We start from the raw sequence: 22,030 nt of genomic DNA, 5'->3' as shown, positions 1-22,030 counted from the left end.
GCTCAAGCGGACCAGCCGAAGTGGTCCAGCGGGCCGTGCCCCGCGCCCAACGCCCAGCTCCGCGCGCCGGTCAGCGCGCGGGTCACGTACTCCTTGGCGGCGGCCACCGCGACCGGCGCCGAGTCGCCGGCGGCCAGCCGGACCGCGACGGCCGCCGCGAACGAGCAGCCGGTGCCGTGGTTGTGCCGGGTGCCCACCCGGGGCGCGCGCAGCAGCCGGGTCGTCCCGCCGCCGGCGAGCACGTCCACCGACTCGCCCGCCGCGTCCACGTCGCCACCGGTGACCACCACGAACGCCGGTCCCCGCGCGGCCAGCGCCTCGGCCGCCGCGACCATCTCCTCGACCGTGCCCACCGGGCCTCCGGTGAGGGCCGCCGCCTCCGCGCGGTTCGGCGTCGTCACCTCGGCGTACGGGAGCAGCCGTTCGACCGCCTCCACCACGCCGAGCCGGTGCCCGCTGGTGGCGACCAGCACCGGGTCGACGACCAGGTGCGGCAGCCGGCCGGCCCGGGCCACCTCGGCCACCGCGTCGGCGACCGCCGGGGTGCCGAGCATCCCGGTCTTCACCGCCCGGACGGTGAAGTCGCCGAGCACGCTGTCGAGCTGGTCGCGCACGGTCTGCGGCGGCAACGGCAGGACCGCGTCCACGCCCCTGGTGTTCTGCGCGGTGACGGCCGTGAGCACGCTGGTCCCGTACGCCCCGAGCGCCGCGAACGTCTTGAGGTCGGCCTGGATGCCGGCACCGCCGCCGGAGTCGGAGCCGGCGATGGTGAGGATGGTCGTCGGCGTCACTGTCTTCCCTCTTCAGATGCGATGGACGCCTCCTGAGAGGCTCTGCCAAGCGTGGTGGCGGTGTCGGTCGGGTTCTCGGCCCGCATGAGCGCGCCGAGGACGGCGACGCCTGTCGCGCCGGCACGGACGCACGCCGTGACCTGGGCCGGGGTCTCGATGCCGCCGAGGGCGAGCACCGGGACCGGGCTGACCGCGATCAGCTCGCGCAACCCGTCCGGGCCCAGCGGCGGGCCGTGGCCGGGTTTGGTGCGGGTGAGGTGGACCGGTGAGAGGGTGGCGTAGTCCTCGGTGGTGAGTCGGGCCAGTTCGGCGACGTCGTGGCAGGAGCGGCCGACCAGCCCGAGGCGCGGCGGCGGGTACGGGCCGGCGGCGGGCAGGTGCACGGCGTCCCCGTCGAGCGGGTCGGGCCCGGCCACGATCAGCGCGCCGTCGACGTCGGCGAGCACCGCGCGCAGCGCGACGGCGAGGGCGAGGCGTTCGGGGCGGGGCAGGTCCTTCTCCCGCAGCACCACCCACCGCACTCCCCCGGCCACCGCCGCCGCGACGACCGTCACCAGCGCTCGCCGAGCCACCCGCCGATCCGTCAGCAGCACCAACCCGCTCGGGCGGGTACCAGGACCGCCGGATGTCGGCGAGCGCTCGCCGGGGCCGGTGGCGGCGGGGACGGTCACAGGTCCGGTCGACCGTCGTCGGGAGTGGACGGCAGCGCGTGGTCGCGGCGGGGGATGCGACCCGCGCCGTACGCCAGGTGGCCGGCCTCGACCGCGTGCCGCATCGCGGTGGCCATCGCCACCGGGTCGGCGGCCCGGGTGACGGCGCTGGCCAGCAGCACCGCGTCGCAGCCCAGCTCCATGGCGAGCGCGGCGTCGGAGGCGGTGCCGACGCCCGCGTCCAGGATCACCGGCACGTCCACCGCCTGCCGGACCAGCCGGATGTGGTGCGGGTTGCCGATGCCCAGGCCGGACCCGATCGGCGAACCGGCCGGCATCACCGCCGCGCACCCCACGTCGGCCAGCCGGCGCGCGAGCACCGGATCGTCCGAGGTGTACGGCAGCACGGTGAACCCGTCGGCCACCAGGTCCTCGGCGGCGCGGAGCAGCTCCACCCCGTCGGGCAGCAGCGTGCGATCGTCGCCGATCACCTCCAGCTTCACCCAGTCGGTGTCGAACGCCTCCCGGGCCAGGTGCGCCGTCTTCACCGCCTCCACCGCGGTCCGGCAGCCCGCGGTGTTCGGCAGCAGCCGCACCCCGCAGTGCTCCAGCAGGTCGAGCAGCCCGCCCGTACCGCCCGGTGTGGTGTCCACCCGGCGCAGCGCGAGCGTCACCAGCTCGGTGCCGGAGGCGCGGATCGCCGCCTCCAGCACGTGCAGGTTTGCCGCGCCACCGGTGCCCAGGACCAGCCGGGAACCGAACCCGACTCCGCCGATCTCCAGGGACATCCCGCTCACCCGCCCTGCGCGGCGCTGAGCACCTCGACCCGGTCGCCGTCGCGCAACACGCTCGCCGACCAGCCGCCGCGCGGCACCACCTCGCCGTTGACCGCGACCGCCAGGCCACGCTGCTGCCCGGTGACCGCGCGGACCACCTCGGCCACCGTGACGCCGTCGGGCAAGGTCCGTCCCGTGCCGTTGACGATCAGTTCCACAGGCGCTCCTTCGCGAACCGCTCCGGGGTGAAGGGGGCGAGCGCCGGATCCGGCTCGCCGGTGACGATCAGCTCGGTGACCAGGTCGGCGGTGACCGGGGTGAGCACGATGCCGTGCCGGTGGTGCCCGGTGGCGGCGAGCACGCCGGGCCGGCCGGGCAGCGCCCCGATCACCGGCGCGTTGTCGGGGGTCCCCGGGCGCAGCCCGGCGACCGCCTCCACCAGCTCGTACTCGGTCAGCTCCGGGACCAGCTCGACGGCGGCGCGCAGCAGCCGCAGCACGCCGCCGGCGGTGACCTCGGTGTCCACCCGTTCCTCGACGGTCGCGCCGACCACCACCTCGCCGCTGTCCCGGGGCACCAGGTAGACCGGCTCGCCGTCGGCGTACCCCCGGATCACGTGCCGGAAGCCCGGCGGGCCGCCACCGGGCGCGCGGAGCCGGAGCACCTGCCCCTTCACCGGCCGCACCGGCAGCCCGGTCAGCGCAGCCGCGCCGCAGCCGGCCGCGACCACGGTGACCCGGGCGTCCACCTCGGACAGCGCGCCGACCCGTGCCGGCCGGAACACCACACCGGCCCGCTCGGCCGCGACGCGCAGCGCGGCGACCAGCCGGCGCGGGTCGACCTGGTGGTCGCCGGGCGCGACCGCGCCGCCGCGCACCCGGGTGGCGAGCGCCGGCTCGCGGTCGCGCAGCGCCGACGGGCGCAGCGGCGTGATCGGCAACCCCAACCCCTGCTGGTACGCCCACAGCCGCCCCGCCTCGGCCAGGTCGTCGGCGGTGAGCCCGACCACGAGCGTGCCCTCGGTGCGGTGGCCCAGGTCGACGCCGCTCGCCGCGACGAGTTCGGCGGCGAAGCCGGGCCAGCGGGCCGCCGACTCGACGAGCAGCGCGGTCAGCTCGCGCTCCCCGAAGTACGCCTCGGCGACCGGGGCGAGCATGCCGGCGGCGACGCGCGACGCGCCCGAACCAGGGCGGTCGTCGTGGACCACCACCCGCAGCCCGCGCTGCGCGCACCGCCACGCGATCGCCAACCCCACCGGCCCCGCCCCCACCACCCCCACCTCGGTAAGGAGGGGCCCCCGGTTAACGCTTTCGGTAGAGGAGGGGGCCCCGCTTAACACGTCAGCGCCCCGAGCAGCTCGGCGGTGGCCTGCGCGGGGTCGGCCGCCGAGCTGAGCGCGCCGACCACTGCCACCCCGTACGCCCCGGCCGCCCGCAACGCCGGCACCGACGCGGCGGTCACGCCGCCGATGGCGATCACCGGCACGGTCACCGCCGCCGCGACGGCGCGTACCCCGTCCGGGCCGATCGGCGCGGGCAGGCCCGGCTTCGTCGTGGTGGCGTGGCACGGGCCCACGCCCAGGTAGCTGGCCCCGGCGGCCACCGCGGCCCGGGCCGTGTCCGGCTCCCGGGCGGTCGCGCCCAACACCGCGTCGACGCCGAGCACGTGCCGGGCGGCGGCCACCGGCAGGTCGTCGGCCCCGACGTGGCCACCCGCCGCGCCCACCGCGAGCGCCACGTGCAGCCGGTCGTTGACGAGGCACCGCGCCCCGTACGGCCGGCACGCCTCGACCACCCGCCGGGCCAGCTCGTACGCCTCCCGGTCGGTGGCGTCGTCCGCCACCCGCACCTGCACGACGAGTTCGGCGCCCGCCACCGGCAGGGCGGCACCCAGCACGCCGAGCGGATCCCGCCCCGGCCGGGTGTCGGTGATGAGATGCAGTCGTCCCAGGGACGGCACGGCAACGCTCCTCCCTGCGCCGGCATTATCCGGATCAGGTTCGACGGTCGGGGGCTGTCAGCCCCCCTCTCAGCCCGGTCCGCACCGGGCTCCCGTGGGTCACTTGCGGCCTACCGTACGACGGTCCCCGGCCGGACGGAAGACCGGGTGACGTTTTTCCCAGGACCACACCACGTGACGAGTCAGGCCAGCGGGTGTCAGTCGGGCCAGGACACACTGCCCGGATGTCGACCCGAGCCCGCGTTCCGCGCGACCTGTCCGCGTGGCCGTTCCGAGCCAGCCGGGCGGTTGCCGAGGGACGCATCACGCGGCGGATGCTGCGCGGCCCGACGTGGGTGCGCCTGCTGCCGGACGTGTACGTGCACCGGGATGCCCACCGCGCCGACGACCACCGGATGTGGTGCGAGGCGGTCGCGTTGCGGCTGCCGGCAGGCGCGGTCGTGGCCGGCCGAAGCGCCGCCTGGCTGTTCGGTGTCGACCTGATCACCCGGAACCATCCGGTGACCGTGCTCCTGCCGACGACCGCCCGGCTGCGCCCACATCCCCGGCTGTCGATCGTGCGGTCACCGTTGCCCGATGAGGATCACACCCGGTTCGCCGGGCTACCGGTCACCACCACGCTGCGCACCGCATTCGACCTCGGCCGGCAGGGTCCTCGCGTGGAGGCGCTGGTCGCCGTGAACGCGCTGCTGCGTCGCCGGGTGATGAAGCTGCCCGCCCTCCGTGACTACGCCGCGGCACGCCCGGGCTGGCCGGGCTCGTCACTGCTGCGCGAGGTGTTGACGCTGGCCGAGCCGCTGAGCGAGTCCCCGATGGAGACCCGCCTGCGGCTGCTCCTCCTCGACGCCGGCCTCGGCGCGCTCGTCGCGCAGCACGAGGTGCGCCACGGTGGGCGTTTCGTGGCCCGGGTCGACCTGGCCTGGCCGGCGCTGCGCATCGCGGTCGAGTACGACGGCGACCACCATCGGGAACGCGCTCAGTTCCGGCGGGACGTGGCTCGCCTGAACGCGCTCCGTGCCGCCGGCTGGATCGTGCTCCGCTTCACCGCCGACGACGTGCTGCGCCGCCCCGAGGCCACGGTCGCCCTGGTCCGCCAAGCCCTCGCGGAACGCCGCACCATCCGGTCCCGCTGACCTGGGGCCGCCCGAGGCAGGGAGCCGCGTCGCGCAGGTTGTGACGGTGCTGGGTCCGAGCACGCCGAGGCACATCACACATGCCGCGCTCAATACCGAGTTGTCTCGTGGCATGGCCAGGATCCGCCCCGGAGAGCTACGCCCACGAGTGGAGCGTCGTGGACGTCAAACCTGCCCGGAGACGTCCATGCCGTTCCACTCACCGAGTTGCGCGGCGCAGCGCGGCGCGGCGGGGCGGGGCGGGGCGTCAGAGGAGGGCGTCCAGGGCGTCCTGGTCGTCGTCGGTGGGCTGCCAGGTGCCCGCCTCGGCGTTGGCGCGCACCTGCTCGGGCGTGGTGGCGCCGGCGATCACCGAGGTCACCGCGGGTCGGGCGGCCAGTCCACCGATGGCCACCTGGAGCAGGCTCACCCCGCGCTCGGCCGCGTACGTCTCGATCGCCTCGATGGTGTCCCAGCGCGCCGCGGCCAGCCGCTCGGCGTACCGGCCGCCGCCGGCGAGCCGGCTGCCCTCCGGGGGCTGCTGACCGCGCTTGTACTTGCCGGTGAGCAGTCCGTTGGCGAGCGGGAAGAACGGCAGCATGCCGAGGCCGAACCGCTCGCAGGCGGGGATCACCTCGTCCTCCACGCCCCGCTCCAGCAGCGAGTAGTGGTTCTGCGCGGAGACGAACCGGGTGCGGCCCTGCGACGACGCGGTCCAGTCGGCGTCGGCGATCTGCCAACCGGCGAAGTTGGAGTTGCCGAGGTAGTGCACCTTGCCGGCGGTCACCAGGTCGTCCAGCGCGGCGAGCGTCTCGTCGATCGGCGTGCCCGGGTCGGGCTCGTGCATCTGGTAGAGGTCGATGTGGTCGGTGCCGAGCCGGCGCAGCGACGCCTCGACCGCGCGGGCGATGTAGCGGCGGGCGCCCCGCGCGCCGTGGTCCGGCCCGTTCGCCCCGTGCATGTCCATGCCGAACTTCGTGGCGACCACGACGTCGTCCCGGCGGCCCTTGAGCGCCTGGCCGAGCAGTTCCTCGGAGCCGCCCTGGGGTTCGCCGTAGATGTCGGCGGTGTCGAAGAAGTTGATCCCGACGTCGAGCGCGGCGTCCACCACCGCCCGGGTGCCGTCGAGGTCGAGCTTGCGGCCGAAGTTGTTGCAGCCGATGCCGACCACGGACACCACGAGCCCGGAGTCGCCCAGCCGGCGATAGGTCATCTCACTCACGAGATCCACCCTATGCCCGTCGAGCGCGGGCGGCTCCTCAGCCGAGCACGTCGACGGCGAGCGCGCGGGCGTCGGCCACCGTCGCCGACAGCTCCGCCGGGGTACGCCCCACCGCGCCGAGCAGCGCCTGCGCCCGGTCGGTGAAGTCCGGCGGCGCGCCGGGCAGCCGGCCGGCGGAAGCGAGCATGCCCTTCTCGTTGACCAGCCACCGCCCGGCCCGGCCGTGCAGCGCCTGCGCCAGCACCCCGACCACCCGGAACAGGCAGCCGGCGACGTAACCGGCGTCGCCGCCGGACGCGCCCTTGCCCGCGGCGTCGAGCAGCAGGCCGGTCTCCCAGCCGCCGGCCACCAGCGCGGCGCCCAGCGCGGGCGGGTAGTCGACGGTCTCGGCGCGCAACGCGGTCAGCTCGCCCGTCGGATCGGCGAGGATGCGGCCGAGCGCCACCTCCCCGGCGTACGCGTGCGAGTAGAACCCGAGCGGGTGCCCGGCCTGCGCGGCCACCGTGTAGCGGCCGGCTCGGCAGTCCGCCCAGACCCCGTGCACCCGGTCCAGGTCCCGGTAGATCCAGTCCACCGCCACCCCGTCGACACGCAGCCAGCCGCCGCCGTCGACCCAGGGGCCCCAGCCGCCGGGTGCGGTGAACTCCACCGGGCCGTCGGCGACCGAGGCGGCGACCGCGCGCAGGCCGGCCGGGTCCGGCGTACCCCGGTAGTAGAGGCCGAGGTCCCAGTCGGAGTCGGCCCGGTGCTCGCCGCGGGCCCGGCTGCCGCCGAGCGCCACCGCGACCACGCCGTCGACCGCGCAGAGCCGGCCGGTCAACCCCTCGTCGATCACGCCACGTCCCAGACCGGTTCCGGCGTCTCCACCACCTCGCCGTCGCCGCGGAACAGTACGAACCGGTCGAAGGTGCGGGTGAACCAGCGGTCATGGGTGACCGCGATCACCGTGCCGTCGAACGCGCCCAACCCCGCCTCCAGCGCCTCGGCGGAGGCCAGGTCGAGGTTGTCGGTCGGTTCGTCGAGCAGCAGCAGCGTGGCCCCGGACAGCTCCAGCAGCAGCACCAGGAAGCGGGCCTGCTGGCCGCCGGAGAGCGTGCCGAACCGCTGGTCGCCCTGGCCGGCCAGCTCGTAGCGGGACAGCACCCCCATGGCCGCGTGCCGGTCCATGCCGGCCCGGTGCTCGTCGCCCCGCCAGAGGATCTCGACGAGTGTCTTCTCCATCAACTCCGGCCGGTCGTGGGTCTGCGAGAAGTGACCGGGCCGGACCCGGGCGCCGAGCCGGACCAGGCCGTCGTGTGCGACCGCTGTCAGCGCGGCGGCGCCGTCGACCGGGGTGTTGCCCGGCTCGGGGTCGGTGCCGCCGCGGGCCAGCAGGCGCAGGAAGTGCGACTTGCCGGTGCCGTTCGCGCCGAGCACCGCGACCCGGTCGCCGTACCAGATCTCCAGGTCGAAGGGGTAGGTCAGGCCGTCCAGCTCGAGCTGCTCGGCGATCACCGCGCGCTTGCCGGTCCGCCCGCCGGTCAGGCGCATCCGGATGTCCTGGTCCTTCGGGGGTACGGGCGGCGGCCCGGCCTCCTCGAACTTGCGCAGCCGGGTCTGCGCCGCCTGGTAGCGGGAGGCCAGCCCGTCGTTGTACGCGGCCTTCTGCTTGTACATCAGCATCAGCTCGCGCAGCTTCTGGTGCTCCTCGTCCCAGCGCCGGCGCAGCTCGTCGAGGCGGGCGTGCCGGGCCACCCGAGCCTCGTGCCAGCTCGCGAAGCCGCCCGGGTGCACCCATGCGCTGCCGCCCTCCACGGCCACCACCCGGTCGGCGGTCTGCGCCAGCAGCTCCCGGTCGTGCGAGACATAGAGCACCGACTTGCCGGACTCGCGCAGCCGCGCCTCCAGCCAGCGTTTGCCGGGCACGTCGAGGAAGTTGTCCGGCTCGTCGAGCAGCAGCACCTCGTCCGGGCCGCGCAGCAGCAGTTCCAACGCGAAGCGCTTCTGCTGGCCGCCGGAGAGGGTGCGCACCGGCCGCTCCCGGGCGGCGTCCCACGGCAGGTCCAGCACGATGGTGGTGACGGTGTCGAAGAGCACCTCGGCGTCGTACCCGCCGCACTCGCCCCAGGCGGCCAGCGCGTCGGCGTACGCGAGCTGGGCCTTGCCGGCGGCGGAGCTGAACTTGCCGCGGACCTCGGCCGTCCGCATGGCCGCCTCGGTCTCGACGAGCCGCCGCCCGGCGTCGCGCAGCGCCGGCGGGGCGAGCGACAGGGCCAGGTCGGCGAGCGTCGACTCGTCGCCGATCATGCCGATGAACTGCCGCATCACGCCCAGGCCGCCGGCTCGGGCGATCGCGCCGGCACGCACCGGCAGGTCGCCGGCGACCATCCGGAGCACTGTCGTCTTGCCGGCGCCGTTGGGGCCGACGAGCGCGACCTTGGCGCCCTCACCGACCCGGAACGACACCTCGCCGAACAGCTCCCGCCCGTCCGGGAGGATGTGCCCGAGCCCTGCCACGTCCACGTATCCCACGCCGGCATCCTGCCCGAGTCGGCGGTGCGGGCGACACCCGATTACCGGGTGACCCGGAGCACCCGGTAGCCCTTCTGGCTGGCGTGCCGCTCGACCTGCCAGCCCTGCTCGACGAGCCAGCGGTGCAGCGAGTCACCGCCGAGGTGGCGCGCGACGACGAGCCAGGCCACGCCGTTTGGGGTGAGCCGGGGCAGCCAGCGCCGCAGCAGGTCGTGCAGCTCGGCCTTGCCGATGTGGATCGGCGGGTTCGACCAGATCTGGGCGAACGTCACGTCCGCCGGCAGGTCGTCGGGCGCGACGGCGCGGACCCGGTCGGCGGCGCCGATCCGGGCCGCGTTGCCGGTGGTGAGGGCGCGGGCCCGTTCGTTGACGTCGACCGCCCAGACGGTGGCGGCCGGCGCGACGGTGGCGAGGACGCAGGTGATCGGGCCGAACCCGCAGCCGAGGTCGAGGAGTGGGCCGGCGACATCGGCGTCCGGCAGGTCGGCCTTGCGCAGCAGCACGGCGGTGCCGGGGTCGAGCCGGTCGGCGGAGAACACCCCGCCGGCCGAGCTGAGCGTGTAGTCGCGCCCGGCGACGGAGAACTCGACCTCGCGCGGACGCGCCGGGGTCGAGGGTTCAGCGGTGAAGTAGTGGTCGCCGGTCACGCCGGCATTCTCGCACCGCCGGATGGGGGCCCGGGCGACGGTAGGGCGGGCAGCGCAGGACGCCACTCCGCCGGAATTTCCCGATATTACCCCTGAAAGGGACAATCGGTCTTACTCTATCCCACATGGTGTACCGGTACGAGTCCGATGAGGACGCCTTCCTGGAGTACCCGGAGCCCGGGTCAGCGGCCGCCACGCCGCCTCCGGCGGGTCCGTCGCCCTCCCGCTTCCCCACGCCGTCGCTGCCGCCGGCCCGGGCCACCCGCCCGGCCCTCGACGACGTCCGGGCGCCCGCCCCCGCGCCGCCCGCCCCCGCGCCGACGCCGGGCCGACCCGCGCCGCCGCCCGGCGAGCCCTCCCCCGTACCGCAGCCGCTGCCGCCCACGCCGCAACCGGTACCCGCCGCGACGACGCGACAGACCGTGCCGATCCCGGCCAGCCCGACGTTCCGCGCCACCGACGTGTCCGAGCTGCCCCGCACCCGGCGCGCCGACCGTCGTGGCGGCCGGGTCTGGCAGACGCTGATCGGCGGCGCGGCCGTACTGCTCCTGCTCTCCCTCACCGGCCTGGCCGTCGCGGCGCTGCTCGACGAGCGGGCCGTCACGCCCCCGGCGAGCCAGCCCACCGCGCAGCCCACGACGGCGGAGACGGACGCGCCGGGCCGGTCCGACCTGGACTCCCGGGACACCGACCAGACGTCCCTCACCGTCAAGGAACTCTTCCCCGGCAAACAGCTGGTGGTCACCGACGGCAAGCCCGCCTACCGGGTGCTCAAGACCCAGACGAGCGCGAACTGCGCGGTCGCGGCCACCGGCGAGATCGCCGACCTGCTGGTCCGGCTCGGGTGCAACCAGGTCGTCCGGGGCACGCTCCGCTCCCCCGACGGCGACCACCTGCTCACCGCCGGCCTGTTCAACCTCACCGACCTGGCCAGCGCCCAACGGGTACGCGACCGGATCCGACCGCTGCTGGACGACCGGCAGGGGCGGTTCCGGGGCCTGGCCGCGGGCGACGGCACCGAGGTGGTGGAGAAGGCCGCCGCCCGGGTCGGTTGGCAGGTACGCGGCCACTACCTCGCCTTCTGCCTGGTCACCCGCGCCGACGGGGAGCGGATCCCGACCGACGACGCACGCGCCCGCGAGATAATGTACGACCTGGTCGAGCTGCACCTGAACCGGGGCGTGCTGGATCGCCGGGCATCCGGCGGCACGGCCGGTCAGCCCTCCGGCGCTCCCACCGAGGACAGCGCCGGGCAGCAGAGCACCGACGACTGACAGCGCGACCACGACGGCCCGCCACCCGGCACCGGTGGCGGGCCGTCTCAGCCCTCCGCGACCGGCGCCCGCAGCCGGCGGGTGGCCTCCGCGCGGCGGGCGTACTCGGCGGGGTCGGCCGGGTAGCCGACCTCGACCAGGGCGAGGCCGTGCGCCGGGGCCACGGTCACCTCGCTGGACCGTTCCCGGCGGGTCAGCAGGCCGGCCGGCCAGGCCACCGGGCGCCGGCCGTCGCCGGCGACGAGCATCGCGCCGACCAGGCTGCGCACCATGTTCTGGCAGAACGCGTCGGCCTGCACGGTGGCGACCAGGATCCCGTCCGGGTCGCGCCGCCAGTCGAGCCGGGTCACCTCGCGCAGCGTGGTGGCGTTCTCCTTGCGCCGGCAGTACGCGGCGAAGTCGTGCTCACCGACCAGACCGGCCGCCGCCTCGTTCAACGCCGCCAGATCCAGCGGCTTCGGCCAGGCCAGCGTGTCCCGCCGGCGCAGCGGCTCGGCGCCCCACGGCGCGTCGGTGACCCGGTACTCGTAGCGGCGGAACGTGGCCGAGAACCGGGCGTCGAAGTCGGCCGGCACCTCGGTCATCGCGCGGACCCGGGCGTCGGTGGGGAGGAGCCGGGCCAGCCGGCGCAGCAGCCGCCCCTCGTGCGCGCGCCACACCTCGGCCGGCAGGTCGAGGTGGCAGACCTGCCCGGTGGCGTGCACCCCGGCGTCGGTGCGACCGGCCACGGTCAGGCCGGTGACAGTGCCCGCGCCGAGGACGAGATCCAGCGTCTCCATCAGCACGCCGGCCACCGTGCGCCGGGTGGGCTGGGGGGCCCAGCCGGAGAAGTCGGTGCCGTCGTACGAGACGTCCAGCCGCAGCCGGGTCCGCTCGTCCACCTCGTACCTCCCGTTGACGGCGTCGGGCCCGGCACCCCGCGGGGGGATGCCGGGCCCGACGATGCTGCCTGTGCGATCAGGCCTTGTCGTTCTCGGTGGCCTCGTCGCTGTCCTCGCGGGCGGCGGCGGTGTCGCCCGACGCGGAGACGGGCGCCTCGGCGTCCTGGTCACCGGCGGTCGACTTCGGGGCCTCCTCGGCCGGGGCCAGGGCCTCGACCTTGTCCTGCTGGGCGGCCTTGCGGGCGGCGGTCTTCTTGTTCGCCTTCGGCTCGGCGACCTGAAGCTCCTCCACCAGCTCGATGATCGCCATCGGAGCGGCGTCACCCTTGCGCGGACCGGTCTTCACGATCCGGGTGTAGCCACCGTTGCGGTTGGCGTACCGGGGCGCGATCTGGTCGAACAGGGAGTAGACCACGTCCTTGTCCTTGACGACGCCCGCCACCCGCCGGCGCGAGGCGAGGTCGCCGCGCTTGGCCTTGGTGATGAGCTGCTCGGCCAGCGGGCGGAGCCGCCGGGCCTTCGTCTCGGTGGTCTGGATCTTGCCGTGCTGGAACAGCGCGGTGGCCAGGTTGGCCAGCATCAGCCGCTCGTGCGCGGGGCTGCCGCCGAGGCGGGGGCCCTTGGTGGGCGTGGGCATGCTTGGTGCTCCTCAGGTGTGGCGGCAGCGCGGACTAGAGCTGCTCGGTCTCGCGGTAGTCGTCGGTGTCGTAGTCGGCCTCGCCGAAGGCGTCCACGACGTGCGCCGGGTCGAAGTTCGGAGCCGAGTCCTTCAGCCCCAGGCCCATCCCGGCGAGCTTCATCTTGACCTCGTCGATCGACTTCTGACCGAAGTTGCGGATGTCGAGAAGGTCGGCCTCGGTACGCCCGATCAGTTCACCAACGGAGTTGATGCCCTCGCGCTTGAGGCAGTTGTAGGAGCGGACGGTCAGGTCCAGCTCCTCGATCGGCAGCGCCAGGTCGGCCGCCAGCTGGGCGTCCTGCGGGGACGGCCCGATGTCGATGCCCTCGGCGGTCTCGTCCAGCTCACGGGCGAGCCCGAACAGCTCCACCAGCGTCGAGCCGGCGGAGGCCAGCGCGGTACGCGGGCCCATCGACGGCTTGGTCTCGACGTCGATGATCAGCCGGTCGAAGTCGGTCCGCTGCTCGACCCGGGTCGCCTCGACGCGGTACGTCACCTTGAGCACCGGCGAGTAGATCGAGTCGACCGGGATCCGGCCGATCTCGGCGCCGGCCTGCTTGTTCTGCGCCGCCGTGACGTAGCCGCGGCCCCGCTCGACGGTCAGCTCCATGTCGAGCCGGCCCTTGCCGTTGAGGGTGGCGAGCTTCAGGTCCGGGTTGTGCACCGAGACACCGGCCGGGGGCTGGATGTCGCCGGCGGTCACGTCGCCCGGGCCCTGCTTGCGCAGGTACATGCTGACCGGCTCGTCGTGCTCGGAGCTGACGCACAGCTCCTTGATGTTCATGACGAGCTCGACCACGTCCTCCTTGACCCCGGGGATCGTGGTGAACTCGTGCAGGACACCGTCGATCTTGATCGAGGTGACCGCCGCACCGGGGATGGAGGACAGCAGGGTACGCCGCAGCGAGTTGCCGAGCGTGTAGCCGAAGCCGGGCTCCAGCGGCTCGATGGTGAACCGGGACCGGGTCTCGTTGATCGACTCTTCGGAGAGAGACGGTCGCTGGCTGATGAGCATCTTTTCTCTTCTCTTCCGGGGCGCCCGCTATTTGACGCCCACGACACAACTGTTCCGGTGGCCCGCCCCGGAGGGCGGGCCACCGCAACGAGCCCTACTTGGAGTAGAGCTCGACGATCAGCTGCTCCTGGACCTGGGTGTCGATCACCTGACGGGCCGGGAGCGAGTGCACGAGGACCTTCATCTGGCTGGGGATGGCCTCGAGCCACGCCGGAACGGTCTTGGAGCCGGCCTCGGCCTGCGCGACGATGAACGGGGTGAGCTCCTTGCTCTTGCCCCGGACCTCGACGATGTCGTGCTCCTTGACGCGGTACGACGGGATGTCGACCTTCTTGCCGTTCACCGTGAAGTGACCGTGCTTGACCAGCTGGCGGGCCATGTCCCGGGACTTGGCGTAGCCGGCCCGGTAGACCACGTTGTCCAGCCGCGACTCGAGGATCTGCAGCAGAACCTCGCCGGTCTTGGCCTTCTTGCCCACGGCCTCTTCGTAGTAGCCGCGGAACTGCTTCTCCAGCACGCCGTAGACACGACGGGCCTTCTGCTTCTCACGGAGCTGGAGCAGGTACTCCGTCTCCTTGGTGCGGCCGCGGCCGTGCTGCCCGGGCGGGAACGGCCGGGACTCGAACGGGCACTTCGGGCCATCGCACTTGCTGCCCTTGAGGAACAGCTTCATCTTCTCCCGCCGGCAACGGCGGCAGTCAGCACCGGTGTAACGAGCCATCTCTCTCTAACCTCTCAGACCCGGCGACGCTTCGGCGGACGGCACCCGTTGTGCGGCTGCGGCGTGACGTCGGAGATCTGCCCGACCTCGAGGCCGGCGGCCTGCAGCGAACGGATGGCGGTCTCCCGGCCGGAGCCGGGTCCCTTGACGAACACGTCGACCTTGCGCATGCCGTGTTCCATGGCACGACGCGCGGCGGCCTCGGCGGCCAGCTGCGCGGCGAACGGGGTCGACTTGCGGGAGCCCTTGAAGCCCACCTGGCCGGAGGAGGCCCAGGAGATGACCGCACCGGTCGGGTCCGTGATGGACACGATGGTGTTGTTGAAGGTGCTCTTGATGTGCGCCTGCCCGTGGGCGACGTTCTTGCGTTCCTTGCGCCGGACCTTCTTGACGGCGGCTCCGGCACGAGCCTTCGGTGGCATAAGTCTTCTGCGCTCCTATTACTTCTTGCCGGGCTTCTTCTTGCCGGCCACGGTCCGCTTCGGGCCCTTCCGGGTCCGCGCGTTGGTCTTGGTGCGCTGACCACGCACCGGCAGACCGCGGCGGTGCCGGATACCGGCGTAGCAGCCGATCTCGACCTTGCGGCGGATGTCGGCGGCGACCTCGCGGCGCAGGTCGCCTTCAACCTTGTAGTTGCCCTCGATGTGGTTCCGGAGCTCGACGAGCTCCTCGTCCGTGAGGTCCCGAACGCGCTTGTCCGGCGAGATGCCGGTCGCGGCGAGCGTCTCCAGGGCGCGGGTGCGACCGACCCCGAAGATGTAGGTGAGCGCGATCTCCATCCGCTTCTCGCGGGGGAGATCCACGCCGACTAGACGTGCCATGTGCGGGCGTACTCCTCAATGATTGTGGCGGAGGTGTGGACCCGTCCCACCCCGCTGCCCGAGCGGGCCCCGGCCTCCGACCGGGGGTCAACCACGAAGGGGTACGCGGTGCGCGCACCGTCCGCGGCCGGGACGAGCTTGATGATGTGGGGCGTCAGCCCTGGCGCTGCTTGTGGCGCGGGTCGGTGCAGATGACCATGACCCGGCCGTGCCGGCGGATAACCCGGCACTTGTTGCAGATCCTCTTGACGCTCGGCTTGACCTTCACGGTTGCCTTACTTCCCATCTGGCCCGGAGCGCGCAAGCGCGACCCGGACGTCGAAGACGGACACGGGACGTCCCGGCCGCCGTCAGGCTTACTTGTAGCGGTAGACGATGCGCCCGCGGGTCAGGTCGTACGGCGAGAGTTCGACGACGACCCGGTCCTCCGGCAGGATGCGGATGTAGTGCTGCCGCATCTTGCCGCTGATGTGCGCGAGCACCTTGTGGCCGTTCGCGAGCTCCACCCGGAACATGGCGTTCGGCAGGGGCTCGATGACCCGACCCTCGATCTCGATGGCTCCGTCTTTTTTCGGCATGTACTCCGCTGTCCTGACGTCGGTTGCTCCGGACGGCCCACAACGTCGTACACGGGCCACCCGACCAGAGTCAGGAAGCCCGCGCCAGCCGCGGCTCCGACTCCCACCGAAGCGCAGGGTGGGCATGGCGGAGTGGACGCTGTGCGCCGATCTGAAAGTGTACGCCCGCCCGCGCACCGTCGCCAAACCGACCGGCAGGGAGGTCACCCACAGGGCGTGAATGTGACGACCGTCATGCCTCCGGCAACTCCCGGCCCGCGTCGTCCTCCCGCTTCGCCCGGCGTCGGGCGTCCCGCTAGACCTCCTTGCGCCGGCGGCGCTCGGCCGCCTTGGCCGGTTCCCCGGTCGCCAGCCCCTGCCAGATCTGGAACAGCACCACCGCGCCCCACGGGCCGAGCACCCAGAGCGGCCAGTAGTAACCGAAACCGCCACCCAGCCCGGACACGAACCAGATCGCGGTCAGGATCAGGGCCACCTTCAGCCAGGGGCCCCCGGTCTCCATCAGCCAGGCGGCGCGCTCCCCGCCCGCCGCCACCGGAGCCGGGCCGATCACCGGCGCCGCCACGCTCTCCCCGGCCGCACGGGGCGCCGGCAGCGCGCGCTCCCCGGGCAGGTCGCTCAGCAGGTCGTCCAGCTCGCCGTAGGTCTTGGCCCCGTACGCCCGGCCCAGTCGCTCGTCGTACTCGTGCAGGCCGAGGCGACCCTCCTCCAGCGCCACCCGGAGGCGCTCCGCGATGGCCTCCCGGTCACTGTCGGCCGCCCGCATCTCCCGGTGCCCGTCCATGACCGCAAGGATGCCACCGTCCCGCCACCGGGCGGAAACGCATGGCCGCATGATCCACACCAGCTCGCCGAGGTCGCGGCATCAGACCCAGCCCGACACCGCCAGCTCGCCGAACTGGAGTCGATCAACCAGCCGGGCCGAGGCCCAACGAGGGACTCCCGGCGCGGGCGTCAGCGGGCCGGCGAGTCCGCGCTCTGGCGGGAGGTGACCAGGTCGCCGAGGCGGGCCCGGCCGCCGTCGACCGCGGTCAGCACCCAGACCCCGTCGTCCAGCAGCGCCATCGAATGCTCGACGTGCACCGCCATCGACCGGTCCCGGGTCACCACCGTCCAGCCGTCGGCCAGTTCGACGGTACGCGGGGAGCCGGCGGTGATCATCGGCTCGATGGCGAGCGCCAGGCCGGGCACCAGGCGCGGACCCTTGCCGGGGCGACCGTGGTTGAGCACGTGCGGGTCCTGGTGCATCTCGGTGCCGATGCCGTGGCCGCCGTAGCCGTCCACGATGCCGTACCGGCCGCCCTTGCGGACCGCGGTCTCGACCGCGTGCGAGATGTCGGTGAGCCGGCCCCGGCCGGAGGCGGCGCCTCGGGCGGCGGCGGCGATCCCGGCCCACATCGCGTCCTCGGCGACCTCGGCCATCCGCAGCAGCGCCGGGTCGACCTCCCCCACCGCCACCGTGACGGCGGCGTCGCCGTGCCAGCCGTCCAGCACCGCGCCGCAGTCGATCGAGATGAGGTCGCCCTCGCGCAGCACCTGCTTCGACGACGGGATGGCGTGCACCACCTGCTCGTTGACCGAGGAGCAGATCGACGCCGGGAAGCCGTGGTAGCCCTTGAACGACGGGACGGCACCGGCCTCCCGGATGGTCGCCTCGGCGATCGCGTCCAGGTCGGCCGTCGTCACGCCGGGCGCGACCGCCTCCCGCATCCGTTGCAGCGCACGGGCCACCACCAGACCGGCGGCCCGCATCAGCTCGATCTGCTCGGGGGTCTTCAGCTGGATGTCCAGCTGGGGACGGCGCATGACGGCGTCACCTTTCGTTACACGGAACAGCGGGGCACGTCGCGCGTACCCCGCTGTTCTCACTCTATCCGCCGGTCGGCGGCGGGTCGTCAGCCGCCGTAGGAGCGCAACGCGTCGATGGCGCGGACGGTGACATCCTCCACCGGCCCGGTCGCGTCGATGCCCACCAGCTTGCCCTGCGCGCCGTAGTAGTCGACGAGCGGCGCGGTCTTCTCCGAGTATTCCCGGAGCCGGGCGGCGATGGTCTCCGGCTTGTCGTCGTCGCGCTGGAACAGCTCCGCGCCGCAGCGGTCGCAGATGCCCTCCCGGGTGGTCGCGTCGAACTCGACGTGCCAGATCTTGCCGCAGCCGCGGCAGGTGCGCCGGCCGGAGAGCCGCCGGATCACCTCGTCGTCGTCGACGACCAGCTCCAGCACCAGATCCAGCGCGCTGCCCAGGTCGGCGAGGAGCTTGTCCAGCTCGGCGGCCTGCGGCGTGGTGCGCGGAAAGCCGTCGAGCAGGAAGCCCTCGCCGGCGTCCGGCTCGGCGAGCCGGTCCCGGACCATGTTGATCGTGACGTCGTCCGGGACCAGCTTGCCGGCGTCCATGTAGCGCTTGGCCTCGACCCCCAGCGGCGTGCCCTGGGTGACGTTGGCCCGGAAGATGTCACCGGTGGAGATCTTCGGCACCGAGAGGTGAGCGGCGATGAACTCCGCCTGTGTGCCCTTGCCCGCGCCCGGCGGGCCAACCAGAACGAGTCGCATCTACCGCAGGAACCCTTCGTAGTTCCGCTGCATGAGTTGGCTCTCGATCTGCTTCACGGTCTCCAGACCGACGCCGACCATGATGAGCACAGCGGTGCCGCCGAACGGGAAGTTCTGGAACTGCTGGTTGTCCAGCCAGATGAAGAAGAAGTTCGGCAGGATCGCGACGATGCCCAGGTAGAGCGCGCCCGGCAGGGTGATCCGGCTGAGGATGAAGTCGAGATACTCGGCGGTCGGCTTACCGGGGCGGATGCCCGGCACGAAGCCGCCGTACTTCTTCATGTTGTCCGCGACCTCGGTCGGGTTGAACGTGATCGACACGTAGAAGTACGTGAAGAAGATGATCAGCAGGAAGTAGATCGCGATGTGCTCCGGCGCGCTCGCCTTCACGATGTGGTTCTGGATCCAGGCCTGGGTCTTGCCCGGGTCGTTCTGGTCGAAGAACTGGAGCGCGAGCGTCGGCAGGTAGAGCAGCGACGAGGCGAAGATGACCGGGATGACGCCGGCCCTGGTTCACCTTGAGCGGGATGTAGGTGGACGTGCCGCCGTACATCCGCCGGCCGATCATGCGCTTCGCGTACTGGACCGGGATCCGGCGCTGCGCCTGCTCGATGAAGGTGACCGCGGTGATGACCAGCAGCACCAGGGCGATGACGAGGAGGAACATCCCCCAGCCCTTGGTGGTCTTGATCTTCCAGCCCTCGCTGGGGAGCCGGGCGGCGATCGAGGTGAAGATCAGCACGGACATGCCGTTGCCGACGCCCCGGTCGGTGATCAGCTCGCCGAGCCACATCACCACGCCGGTGCCGGCGGTCATGGTCAGGACCAGGATGATGAGCGTCAGCCAGTCCGGGATGCCGGTGCCCTTGGGCACGATCGGGAACTGGTCGCACTGGTTGTTGAACAGCTGCCCGGAGCGGGCCAGCGCCACGAACGCCGAGGACTGGAGGACACCCAGGCCCAGCGTCAGGTAGCGGGTGTACTGGGTGATCTTCGCCTGACCGGCCTGGCCCTCCTTGCGGAGCTGCTCCAGGCGCGGGATCACCACCGTGAGCAGCTGCAGGATGATCGACGCGGTGATGTAGGGCATGATGCCCAGCGCGAAGACCGAGAGCTGGAGCAGCGCGCCGCCGGAGAAGAGATCCAGCAGGTTGAGCACGCCGGTGCTGCCCTGGATGGTGTCGAGGCACTTCTGCACGTTGCCGTACGAGACGCCCGGGCTGGGCAGCGTGGCGCCCAGCCGGTAGACCGCGATGATGCCTACTGTGAACAGCAGCTTCTTGCGCAGGTCAGGCGTACGGAACGCACTGAGAAAGGCGGACAGCAACTTCTTCCTCCTGCGCGACGCGGGCCGCCGGTGACGATCCCTGGCGGGGCGGGGTGGATGCCGGGCCCAGTGCCCGGTATCCATGGCTGGCAACGGACTCTAACAGTCCGATCCCGGTCCGGGCAGATGTGCCCGGCTACATAAAACGAATCCGATGTTACCCGGCGCACACGTGGCCGGTAGACCATGACGCCCGCCCAGTTGCGAACAACTGAGCGGGCGCCACGAACATGCCTTACAGCTCGGTGACCGAGCCGCCGGCCGCGGTGATCTTCTCCTTGGCCGACGCGCTGAACGCGTGCGCCGACACCTGGAGGGAGACACCGCCGAGGTCGCCGGTGCCGAGCACCTTGACCGGGTGGCCCTTGCGGACCGCGCCGGACTCGACCAGCTCGACCGGGCCGACCTGGCCGCCGTTCGGGAAGAGCTCCGCCAGCCGGTCCAGGTTGACGACCTGGAACACGACCTTGAACTTGTTCTTGAAGCCCTTCATCTTCGGCAGGCGCATGTGGATGGGCATCTGCCCACCCTCGAACGCCGCCGAGATGTTCTTCCGGGCCTTCGAACCCTTGGTACCGCGACCGGCGGTCTTGCCCTTCGAACCCTCACCGCGACCCACACGGGTCTTGTCAGTCTTGGCTCCGGGCGCCGGGCGCAGGTGGTGCACCTTGATCGTCATTACTCGACCTCCTCGACCTTCACGAGGTGGCTGACCGTGAAGATCATGCCGCGGATCTCCGGCCGGTCCTCCTTGACCACCACGTCGTTGATCCGCTTGAGCCCGAGCGAACGCAGCGAGTCACGCTGGTTCTGCTTGCGCCCGATCTCGGACCGGACCTGGGTGACCTTCAGACGTGCCATCAGGACGCCACCCCCGCACGCGACGCCAGCATGGCGGCCGGCGCGACGTCCTCCACCGGCAGGCCACGACGCGCCGCGACCTGCTCGGGGGACTCGAGCCCCTTCAGGGCCGCCACGGTGGCGTGCACGATGTTGATCGGGTTGGACGAGCCGAGGCTCTTGGAGAGCACGTCGTGGATGCCCGCGCACTCCAGCACGGCACGCACCGGACCACCGGCGATGACACCCGTACCGGCCGAGGCCGGCTTGAGCAGCACCACACCGGCGGCGTCCTCGCCCGTGACCGGGTGCGGGATCGACTGACCGATCCGCGGCACCTTGAAGAAGTGCTTCTTGGCCTCCTCGACACCCTTGGCGATCGCCGCGGGCACCTCCTTGGCCTTTCCGTAGCCCACGCCGACGGTGCCGTCGCCGTCGCCCACGATCACGAGGGCGGTGAAGCTGAAGCGACGACCACCCTTCACGACCTTGGCGACGCGGTTGATCGCGACGACCCGCTCGAGGTGCGGGGTCTTCTCGACGGGCGCGTTTCCGCGGCCGCCCTCACGGCGGTTGTCGCGGCGACCACCCTCGTTGCCACCGGACCCGCCGCCACGGCGCTGTTGACCTGGCATCAGCAGCCTTCCTTCTCTCTCGTGACGGGGTTTCTAGAACTCGAGCCCGGCTTCGCGGGCGGCGTCGGCAAGCGCGGCGACCCGCCCCGCGTACCGGTTGCCACCGCGGTCGAAGACGACCTTCGAGACGCCGGCGGCCTTGGCACGCTCGGCGAGCAGGGCGCCGACCTTGCCGGCCAGGGCGCTCTTGTCGCCCTCGGCGCCGCGCAGCGAGGCGTCCATGGTCGAGGCCGACGCCAGGGTGTGACCCTTGGTGTCGTCCACGACCTGGGCGACCATGTGCCGCAGGGAACGGGTGACGACGAGGCGGGGACGCTCGCCGGTGCCGCTGACGTTCTTGCGGACCCGGAAGTGCCGACGCGCACGCCCGACGGCACGCTTGGCGGCGACGCCGCGGCGGCGCTTGAGCAGCGTGGCGCTCACTTCTTACCTGCCTTTCTCACGGCCTCACGGCCGGCGGATGACCTCGCCCGGGTGTTGACGGCCGCGGTCACTTCTTGCCCGCCTTTCCGGCCTTACGGCGGATGACCTCGCCCTGGTACTTCACGCCCTTGCCCTTGTAGGGCTCCGGCGGACGGATCTTCCGGATGTTGGCGGCGACCTCGCCGACCTGCTGCTTGTCGATGCCGGCCACGTGGAACAGCGTCGGCCGCTCGACCGTGAAGGTGATGCCGTCCGGCGCCTGCACCACGACCGGGTGCGAGAACCCGAGTGCGAACTCCAGGTCCTTGCCCTTGGCGGTCACGCGGTAACCGGTGCCGGCGATCTCCAGGCTCTTGCGGTAGCCCTCGGTCACCCCGACGATCATGTTCGCCACCAGGGTACGGCTCAGGCCGTGCAGTTCCTTGGCCTTGCGCTCGTCGTTGGGCCGGTTGACCTGAAGCTCACCGTTCTCGCTGCGCTCCGCCGTGATCGGCTCGGCCAGCACGTGGCTCAGCTCGCCCTTGGGGCCCTTGACCTTGACGGTCTGGCCGTCGATCGTGATGTCGACGCCGGAGGGCACCGGGATCGACTTACGTCCAATACGCGACATTTCTACCAG

The 22,030-nt window shown here is 72.5% G+C and carries 28 protein-coding genes, 1 pseudogene and 1 riboswitch; of the genes and pseudogenes, 2 read left to right on the top strand and 27 right to left on the bottom strand.

The annotated features are described in order from the left end of the window. Positions 1-2 precede the first annotated feature (2 nt). The 6 genes from thiD to thiE all read right to left on the bottom strand — a co-directional run bounded on the left by thiD (position 3) and on the right by thiE (position 4,176). Positions 3-791: a bifunctional hydroxymethylpyrimidine kinase/phosphomethylpyrimidine kinase gene (gene thiD, locus O7618_RS29795; protein ID WP_278109447.1), complete on the bottom strand. Its 789-nt coding sequence runs from the start codon at positions 789-791 to the stop codon at positions 3-5. Next, on the bottom strand, positions 788-1,387 hold the full coding sequence (locus O7618_RS29790; protein WP_278110198.1) for a thiamine phosphate synthase: 600 nt from the start codon (positions 1,385-1,387) through the stop codon (positions 788-790). Before O7618_RS29790 ends, thiD begins: the two co-directional genes overlap by 4 nt. Positions 1,388-1,458: 71 nt before the next feature. Beyond that, on the bottom strand, positions 1,459-2,238 hold the full coding sequence (locus O7618_RS29785; protein ID WP_278109445.1) for a thiazole synthase: 780 nt from the start codon (positions 2,236-2,238) through the stop codon (positions 1,459-1,461). Then, complete coding sequence (gene thiS, locus O7618_RS29780) at positions 2,235-2,435, bottom strand: sulfur carrier protein ThiS (RefSeq protein WP_278109444.1); 201 nt, start codon at positions 2,433-2,435, stop codon at positions 2,235-2,237. Before thiS ends, O7618_RS29785 begins: the two co-directional genes overlap by 4 nt. Continuing rightward, positions 2,426-3,556: a glycine oxidase ThiO gene (gene thiO, locus O7618_RS29775; RefSeq protein ID WP_278109443.1), complete on the bottom strand. Its 1,131-nt coding sequence runs from the start codon at positions 3,554-3,556 to the stop codon at positions 2,426-2,428. The genes thiS and thiO overlap by 10 nt, the downstream gene beginning before the upstream one ends. Further along, a complete protein-coding gene (thiE, locus tag O7618_RS29770) occupies positions 3,550-4,176 on the bottom strand; it encodes a thiamine phosphate synthase (protein WP_278109442.1) in 627 nt (208 codons plus the stop codon). The genes thiO and thiE overlap by 7 nt, the downstream gene beginning before the upstream one ends. Continuing rightward, a riboswitch (TPP riboswitch) is annotated at positions 4,171-4,282 on the bottom strand. It overlaps the preceding gene by 6 nt. 118 nt (positions 4,283-4,400) lie before the next feature. Here thiE and O7618_RS29765 point away from each other — a divergent pair. Beyond that, complete coding sequence (locus tag O7618_RS29765; RefSeq protein ID WP_278109441.1) at positions 4,401-5,309, top strand: DUF559 domain-containing protein; 909 nt, start codon at positions 4,401-4,403, stop codon at positions 5,307-5,309. A 247-nt stretch (positions 5,310-5,556) separates the two neighbouring features. Here O7618_RS29765 and O7618_RS29760 read toward each other — a convergent pair whose 3' ends face one another. The 4 genes from O7618_RS29760 to O7618_RS29745 are packed head-to-tail and all read right to left on the bottom strand — an operon-like array spanning position 5,557 to position 9,668. After that, entirely contained in the window at positions 5,557-6,519 is a 963-nt protein-coding gene (locus tag O7618_RS29760; protein ID WP_278109439.1) for an aldo/keto reductase, read from the bottom strand. Between the two features lie 28 nt (positions 6,520-6,547). Beyond that, on the bottom strand, positions 6,548-7,345 hold the full coding sequence (locus O7618_RS29755; RefSeq protein WP_278109437.1) for a nucleotidyltransferase domain-containing protein: 798 nt from the start codon (positions 7,343-7,345) through the stop codon (positions 6,548-6,550). After that, entirely contained in the window at positions 7,342-9,021 is a 1,680-nt protein-coding gene (locus O7618_RS29750) for an ATP-binding cassette domain-containing protein (protein ID WP_278109436.1), read from the bottom strand. The genes O7618_RS29755 and O7618_RS29750 overlap by 4 nt, the downstream gene beginning before the upstream one ends. Positions 9,022-9,062: 41 nt before the next feature. Next, positions 9,063-9,668 carry a methyltransferase gene (locus O7618_RS29745; RefSeq protein ID WP_278109435.1) on the bottom strand — a complete coding sequence of 202 codons (606 nt, stop codon included), beginning with the start codon at positions 9,666-9,668 and terminating at the stop codon, positions 9,063-9,065. A gap of 125 nt (positions 9,669-9,793) precedes the next feature. Here O7618_RS29745 and O7618_RS29740 point away from each other — a divergent pair, with 125 nt between their 5' ends. Further along, on the top strand, positions 9,794-10,942 hold the full coding sequence (locus O7618_RS29740; protein ID WP_278109434.1) for a hypothetical protein: 1,149 nt from the start codon (positions 9,794-9,796) through the stop codon (positions 10,940-10,942). A gap of 47 nt (positions 10,943-10,989) precedes the next feature. Here O7618_RS29740 and truA read toward each other — a convergent pair whose 3' ends face one another. From truA to rplF, 17 genes and pseudogenes are all read right to left on the bottom strand, one after another. Continuing rightward, complete coding sequence (gene truA, locus O7618_RS29735) at positions 10,990-11,823, bottom strand: tRNA pseudouridine(38-40) synthase TruA (protein WP_278109433.1); 834 nt, start codon at positions 11,821-11,823, stop codon at positions 10,990-10,992. A gap of 76 nt (positions 11,824-11,899) precedes the next feature. Beyond that, positions 11,900-12,460, bottom strand: coding sequence for a 50S ribosomal protein L17 (gene rplQ / locus O7618_RS29730; protein WP_278109432.1), 561 nt, complete (start codon positions 12,458-12,460; stop codon positions 11,900-11,902). A gap of 34 nt (positions 12,461-12,494) precedes the next feature. Further along, the gene (locus O7618_RS29725; RefSeq protein ID WP_007073009.1) at positions 12,495-13,517 is read right to left on the bottom strand and encodes a DNA-directed RNA polymerase subunit alpha; all 1,023 of its coding nucleotides are present in this window, start codon (positions 13,515-13,517) and stop codon (positions 12,495-12,497) included. Between the two features lie 94 nt (positions 13,518-13,611). Then, complete coding sequence (rpsD, locus tag O7618_RS29720) at positions 13,612-14,238, bottom strand: 30S ribosomal protein S4 (RefSeq protein ID WP_091065834.1); 627 nt, start codon at positions 14,236-14,238, stop codon at positions 13,612-13,614. A gap of 14 nt (positions 14,239-14,252) precedes the next feature. Next, on the bottom strand, positions 14,253-14,660 hold the full coding sequence (gene rpsK, locus O7618_RS29715) for a 30S ribosomal protein S11 (RefSeq protein ID WP_014440747.1): 408 nt from the start codon (positions 14,658-14,660) through the stop codon (positions 14,253-14,255). An 18-nt stretch (positions 14,661-14,678) separates the two neighbouring features. Beyond that, on the bottom strand, positions 14,679-15,059 hold the full coding sequence (gene rpsM / locus O7618_RS29710) for a 30S ribosomal protein S13 (protein ID WP_013288614.1): 381 nt from the start codon (positions 15,057-15,059) through the stop codon (positions 14,679-14,681). A 154-nt stretch (positions 15,060-15,213) separates the two neighbouring features. Continuing rightward, positions 15,214-15,327: a 50S ribosomal protein L36 gene (rpmJ, locus tag O7618_RS29705; RefSeq protein ID WP_012184307.1), complete on the bottom strand. Its 114-nt coding sequence runs from the start codon at positions 15,325-15,327 to the stop codon at positions 15,214-15,216. An 88-nt stretch (positions 15,328-15,415) separates the two neighbouring features. Then, a complete protein-coding gene (infA, locus tag O7618_RS29700) occupies positions 15,416-15,637 on the bottom strand; it encodes a translation initiation factor IF-1 (protein ID WP_007073013.1) in 222 nt (73 codons plus the stop codon). A gap of 295 nt (positions 15,638-15,932) precedes the next feature. Continuing rightward, on the bottom strand, positions 15,933-16,403 hold the full coding sequence (locus tag O7618_RS29695; protein WP_278110197.1) for a DUF1707 domain-containing protein: 471 nt from the start codon (positions 16,401-16,403) through the stop codon (positions 15,933-15,935). 188 nt (positions 16,404-16,591) lie between these two features. Continuing rightward, on the bottom strand, positions 16,592-17,443 hold the full coding sequence (gene map, locus O7618_RS29690; protein ID WP_278109431.1) for a type I methionyl aminopeptidase: 852 nt from the start codon (positions 17,441-17,443) through the stop codon (positions 16,592-16,594). Positions 17,444-17,532: 89 nt separating this feature from the next. Then, entirely contained in the window at positions 17,533-18,186 is a 654-nt protein-coding gene (locus tag O7618_RS29685) for an adenylate kinase (protein WP_181570328.1), read from the bottom strand. Continuing rightward, positions 18,187-19,513: pseudogene (secY, locus tag O7618_RS29680) on the bottom strand (preprotein translocase subunit SecY). It abuts the gene before it with no gap. Positions 19,514-19,748: 235 nt separating this feature from the next. After that, positions 19,749-20,192, bottom strand: a complete 444-nt coding sequence (rplO, locus tag O7618_RS29675) for a 50S ribosomal protein L15 (RefSeq protein WP_091065821.1) — start codon at positions 20,190-20,192, stop codon at positions 19,749-19,751. After that, positions 20,192-20,374 (bottom strand): 50S ribosomal protein L30, encoded by a 183-nt coding sequence (gene rpmD / locus O7618_RS29670; RefSeq protein WP_107157447.1) that lies wholly within the window; start codon positions 20,372-20,374, stop codon positions 20,192-20,194. Before rpmD ends, rplO begins: the two co-directional genes overlap by 1 nt. Further along, on the bottom strand, positions 20,374-20,988 hold the full coding sequence (gene rpsE, locus O7618_RS29665) for a 30S ribosomal protein S5 (protein WP_013288621.1): 615 nt from the start codon (positions 20,986-20,988) through the stop codon (positions 20,374-20,376). The genes rpmD and rpsE overlap by 1 nt, the downstream gene beginning before the upstream one ends. A gap of 33 nt (positions 20,989-21,021) precedes the next feature. Then, a complete protein-coding gene (rplR, locus tag O7618_RS29660; protein WP_181570331.1) occupies positions 21,022-21,411 on the bottom strand; it encodes a 50S ribosomal protein L18 in 390 nt (129 codons plus the stop codon). Between the two features lie 67 nt (positions 21,412-21,478). Further along, positions 21,479-22,021 carry a 50S ribosomal protein L6 gene (rplF, locus tag O7618_RS29655; RefSeq protein ID WP_278109429.1) on the bottom strand — a complete coding sequence of 181 codons (543 nt, stop codon included), beginning with the start codon at positions 22,019-22,021 and terminating at the stop codon, positions 21,479-21,481. Between the last annotated feature and the right edge of the window lie 9 nt (positions 22,022-22,030).

Source organism: Micromonospora sp. WMMD980 (genome assembly GCF_029626035.1).
GTDB lineage: Bacteria > Actinomycetota > Actinomycetes > Mycobacteriales > Micromonosporaceae > Micromonospora.
The sequence above is the reverse complement of the archived record's forward strand: the minus strand, read 5'-3'. Positions and strand labels throughout refer to the sequence as shown.

Excerpts from the sequence above, each read along its gene's own strand:
- O7618_RS29765 (WP_278109441.1), top strand. The coding sequence starts at position 4,401 with ATGTCGACCCGAGCCCGCGTTCCGCGCGACCTGTCCGCGTGGCCGTTC.
- O7618_RS29740 (WP_278109434.1), top strand. The coding sequence starts at position 9,794 with ATGGTGTACCGGTACGAGTCCGATGAGGACGCCTTCCTGGAGTACCCG.
- rplQ (WP_278109432.1), bottom strand. The coding sequence starts at position 12,460 with ATGCCCACGCCCACCAAGGGCCCCCGCCTCGGCGGCAGCCCCGCGCAC.
- O7618_RS29725 (WP_007073009.1), bottom strand. The coding sequence starts at position 13,517 with ATGCTCATCAGCCAGCGACCGTCTCTCTCCGAAGAGTCGATCAACGAG.
- rpsD (WP_091065834.1), bottom strand. The coding sequence starts at position 14,238 with ATGGCTCGTTACACCGGTGCTGACTGCCGCCGTTGCCGGCGGGAGAAG.
- rpsK (WP_014440747.1), bottom strand. The coding sequence starts at position 14,660 with ATGCCACCGAAGGCTCGTGCCGGAGCCGCCGTCAAGAAGGTCCGGCGC.
- rpsM (WP_013288614.1), bottom strand. The coding sequence starts at position 15,059 with ATGGCACGTCTAGTCGGCGTGGATCTCCCCCGCGAGAAGCGGATGGAG.
- infA (WP_007073013.1), bottom strand. The coding sequence starts at position 15,637 with ATGCCGAAAAAAGACGGAGCCATCGAGATCGAGGGTCGGGTCATCGAG.
- O7618_RS29695 (WP_278110197.1), bottom strand. The coding sequence starts at position 16,403 with ATGCGGGCGGCCGACAGTGACCGGGAGGCCATCGCGGAGCGCCTCCGG.
- map (WP_278109431.1), bottom strand. The coding sequence starts at position 17,443 with ATGCGCCGTCCCCAGCTGGACATCCAGCTGAAGACCCCCGAGCAGATC.
- O7618_RS29685 (WP_181570328.1), bottom strand. The coding sequence starts at position 18,186 with ATGCGACTCGTTCTGGTTGGCCCGCCGGGCGCGGGCAAGGGCACACAG.
- rplO (WP_091065821.1), bottom strand. The coding sequence starts at position 20,192 with ATGACGATCAAGGTGCACCACCTGCGCCCGGCGCCCGGAGCCAAGACT.
- rpmD (WP_107157447.1), bottom strand. The coding sequence starts at position 20,374 with ATGGCACGTCTGAAGGTCACCCAGGTCCGGTCCGAGATCGGGCGCAAG.
- rpsE (WP_013288621.1), bottom strand. The coding sequence starts at position 20,988 with ATGCCAGGTCAACAGCGCCGTGGCGGCGGGTCCGGTGGCAACGAGGGT.
- rplF (WP_278109429.1), bottom strand. The coding sequence starts at position 22,021 with ATGTCGCGTATTGGACGTAAGTCGATCCCGGTGCCCTCCGGCGTCGAC.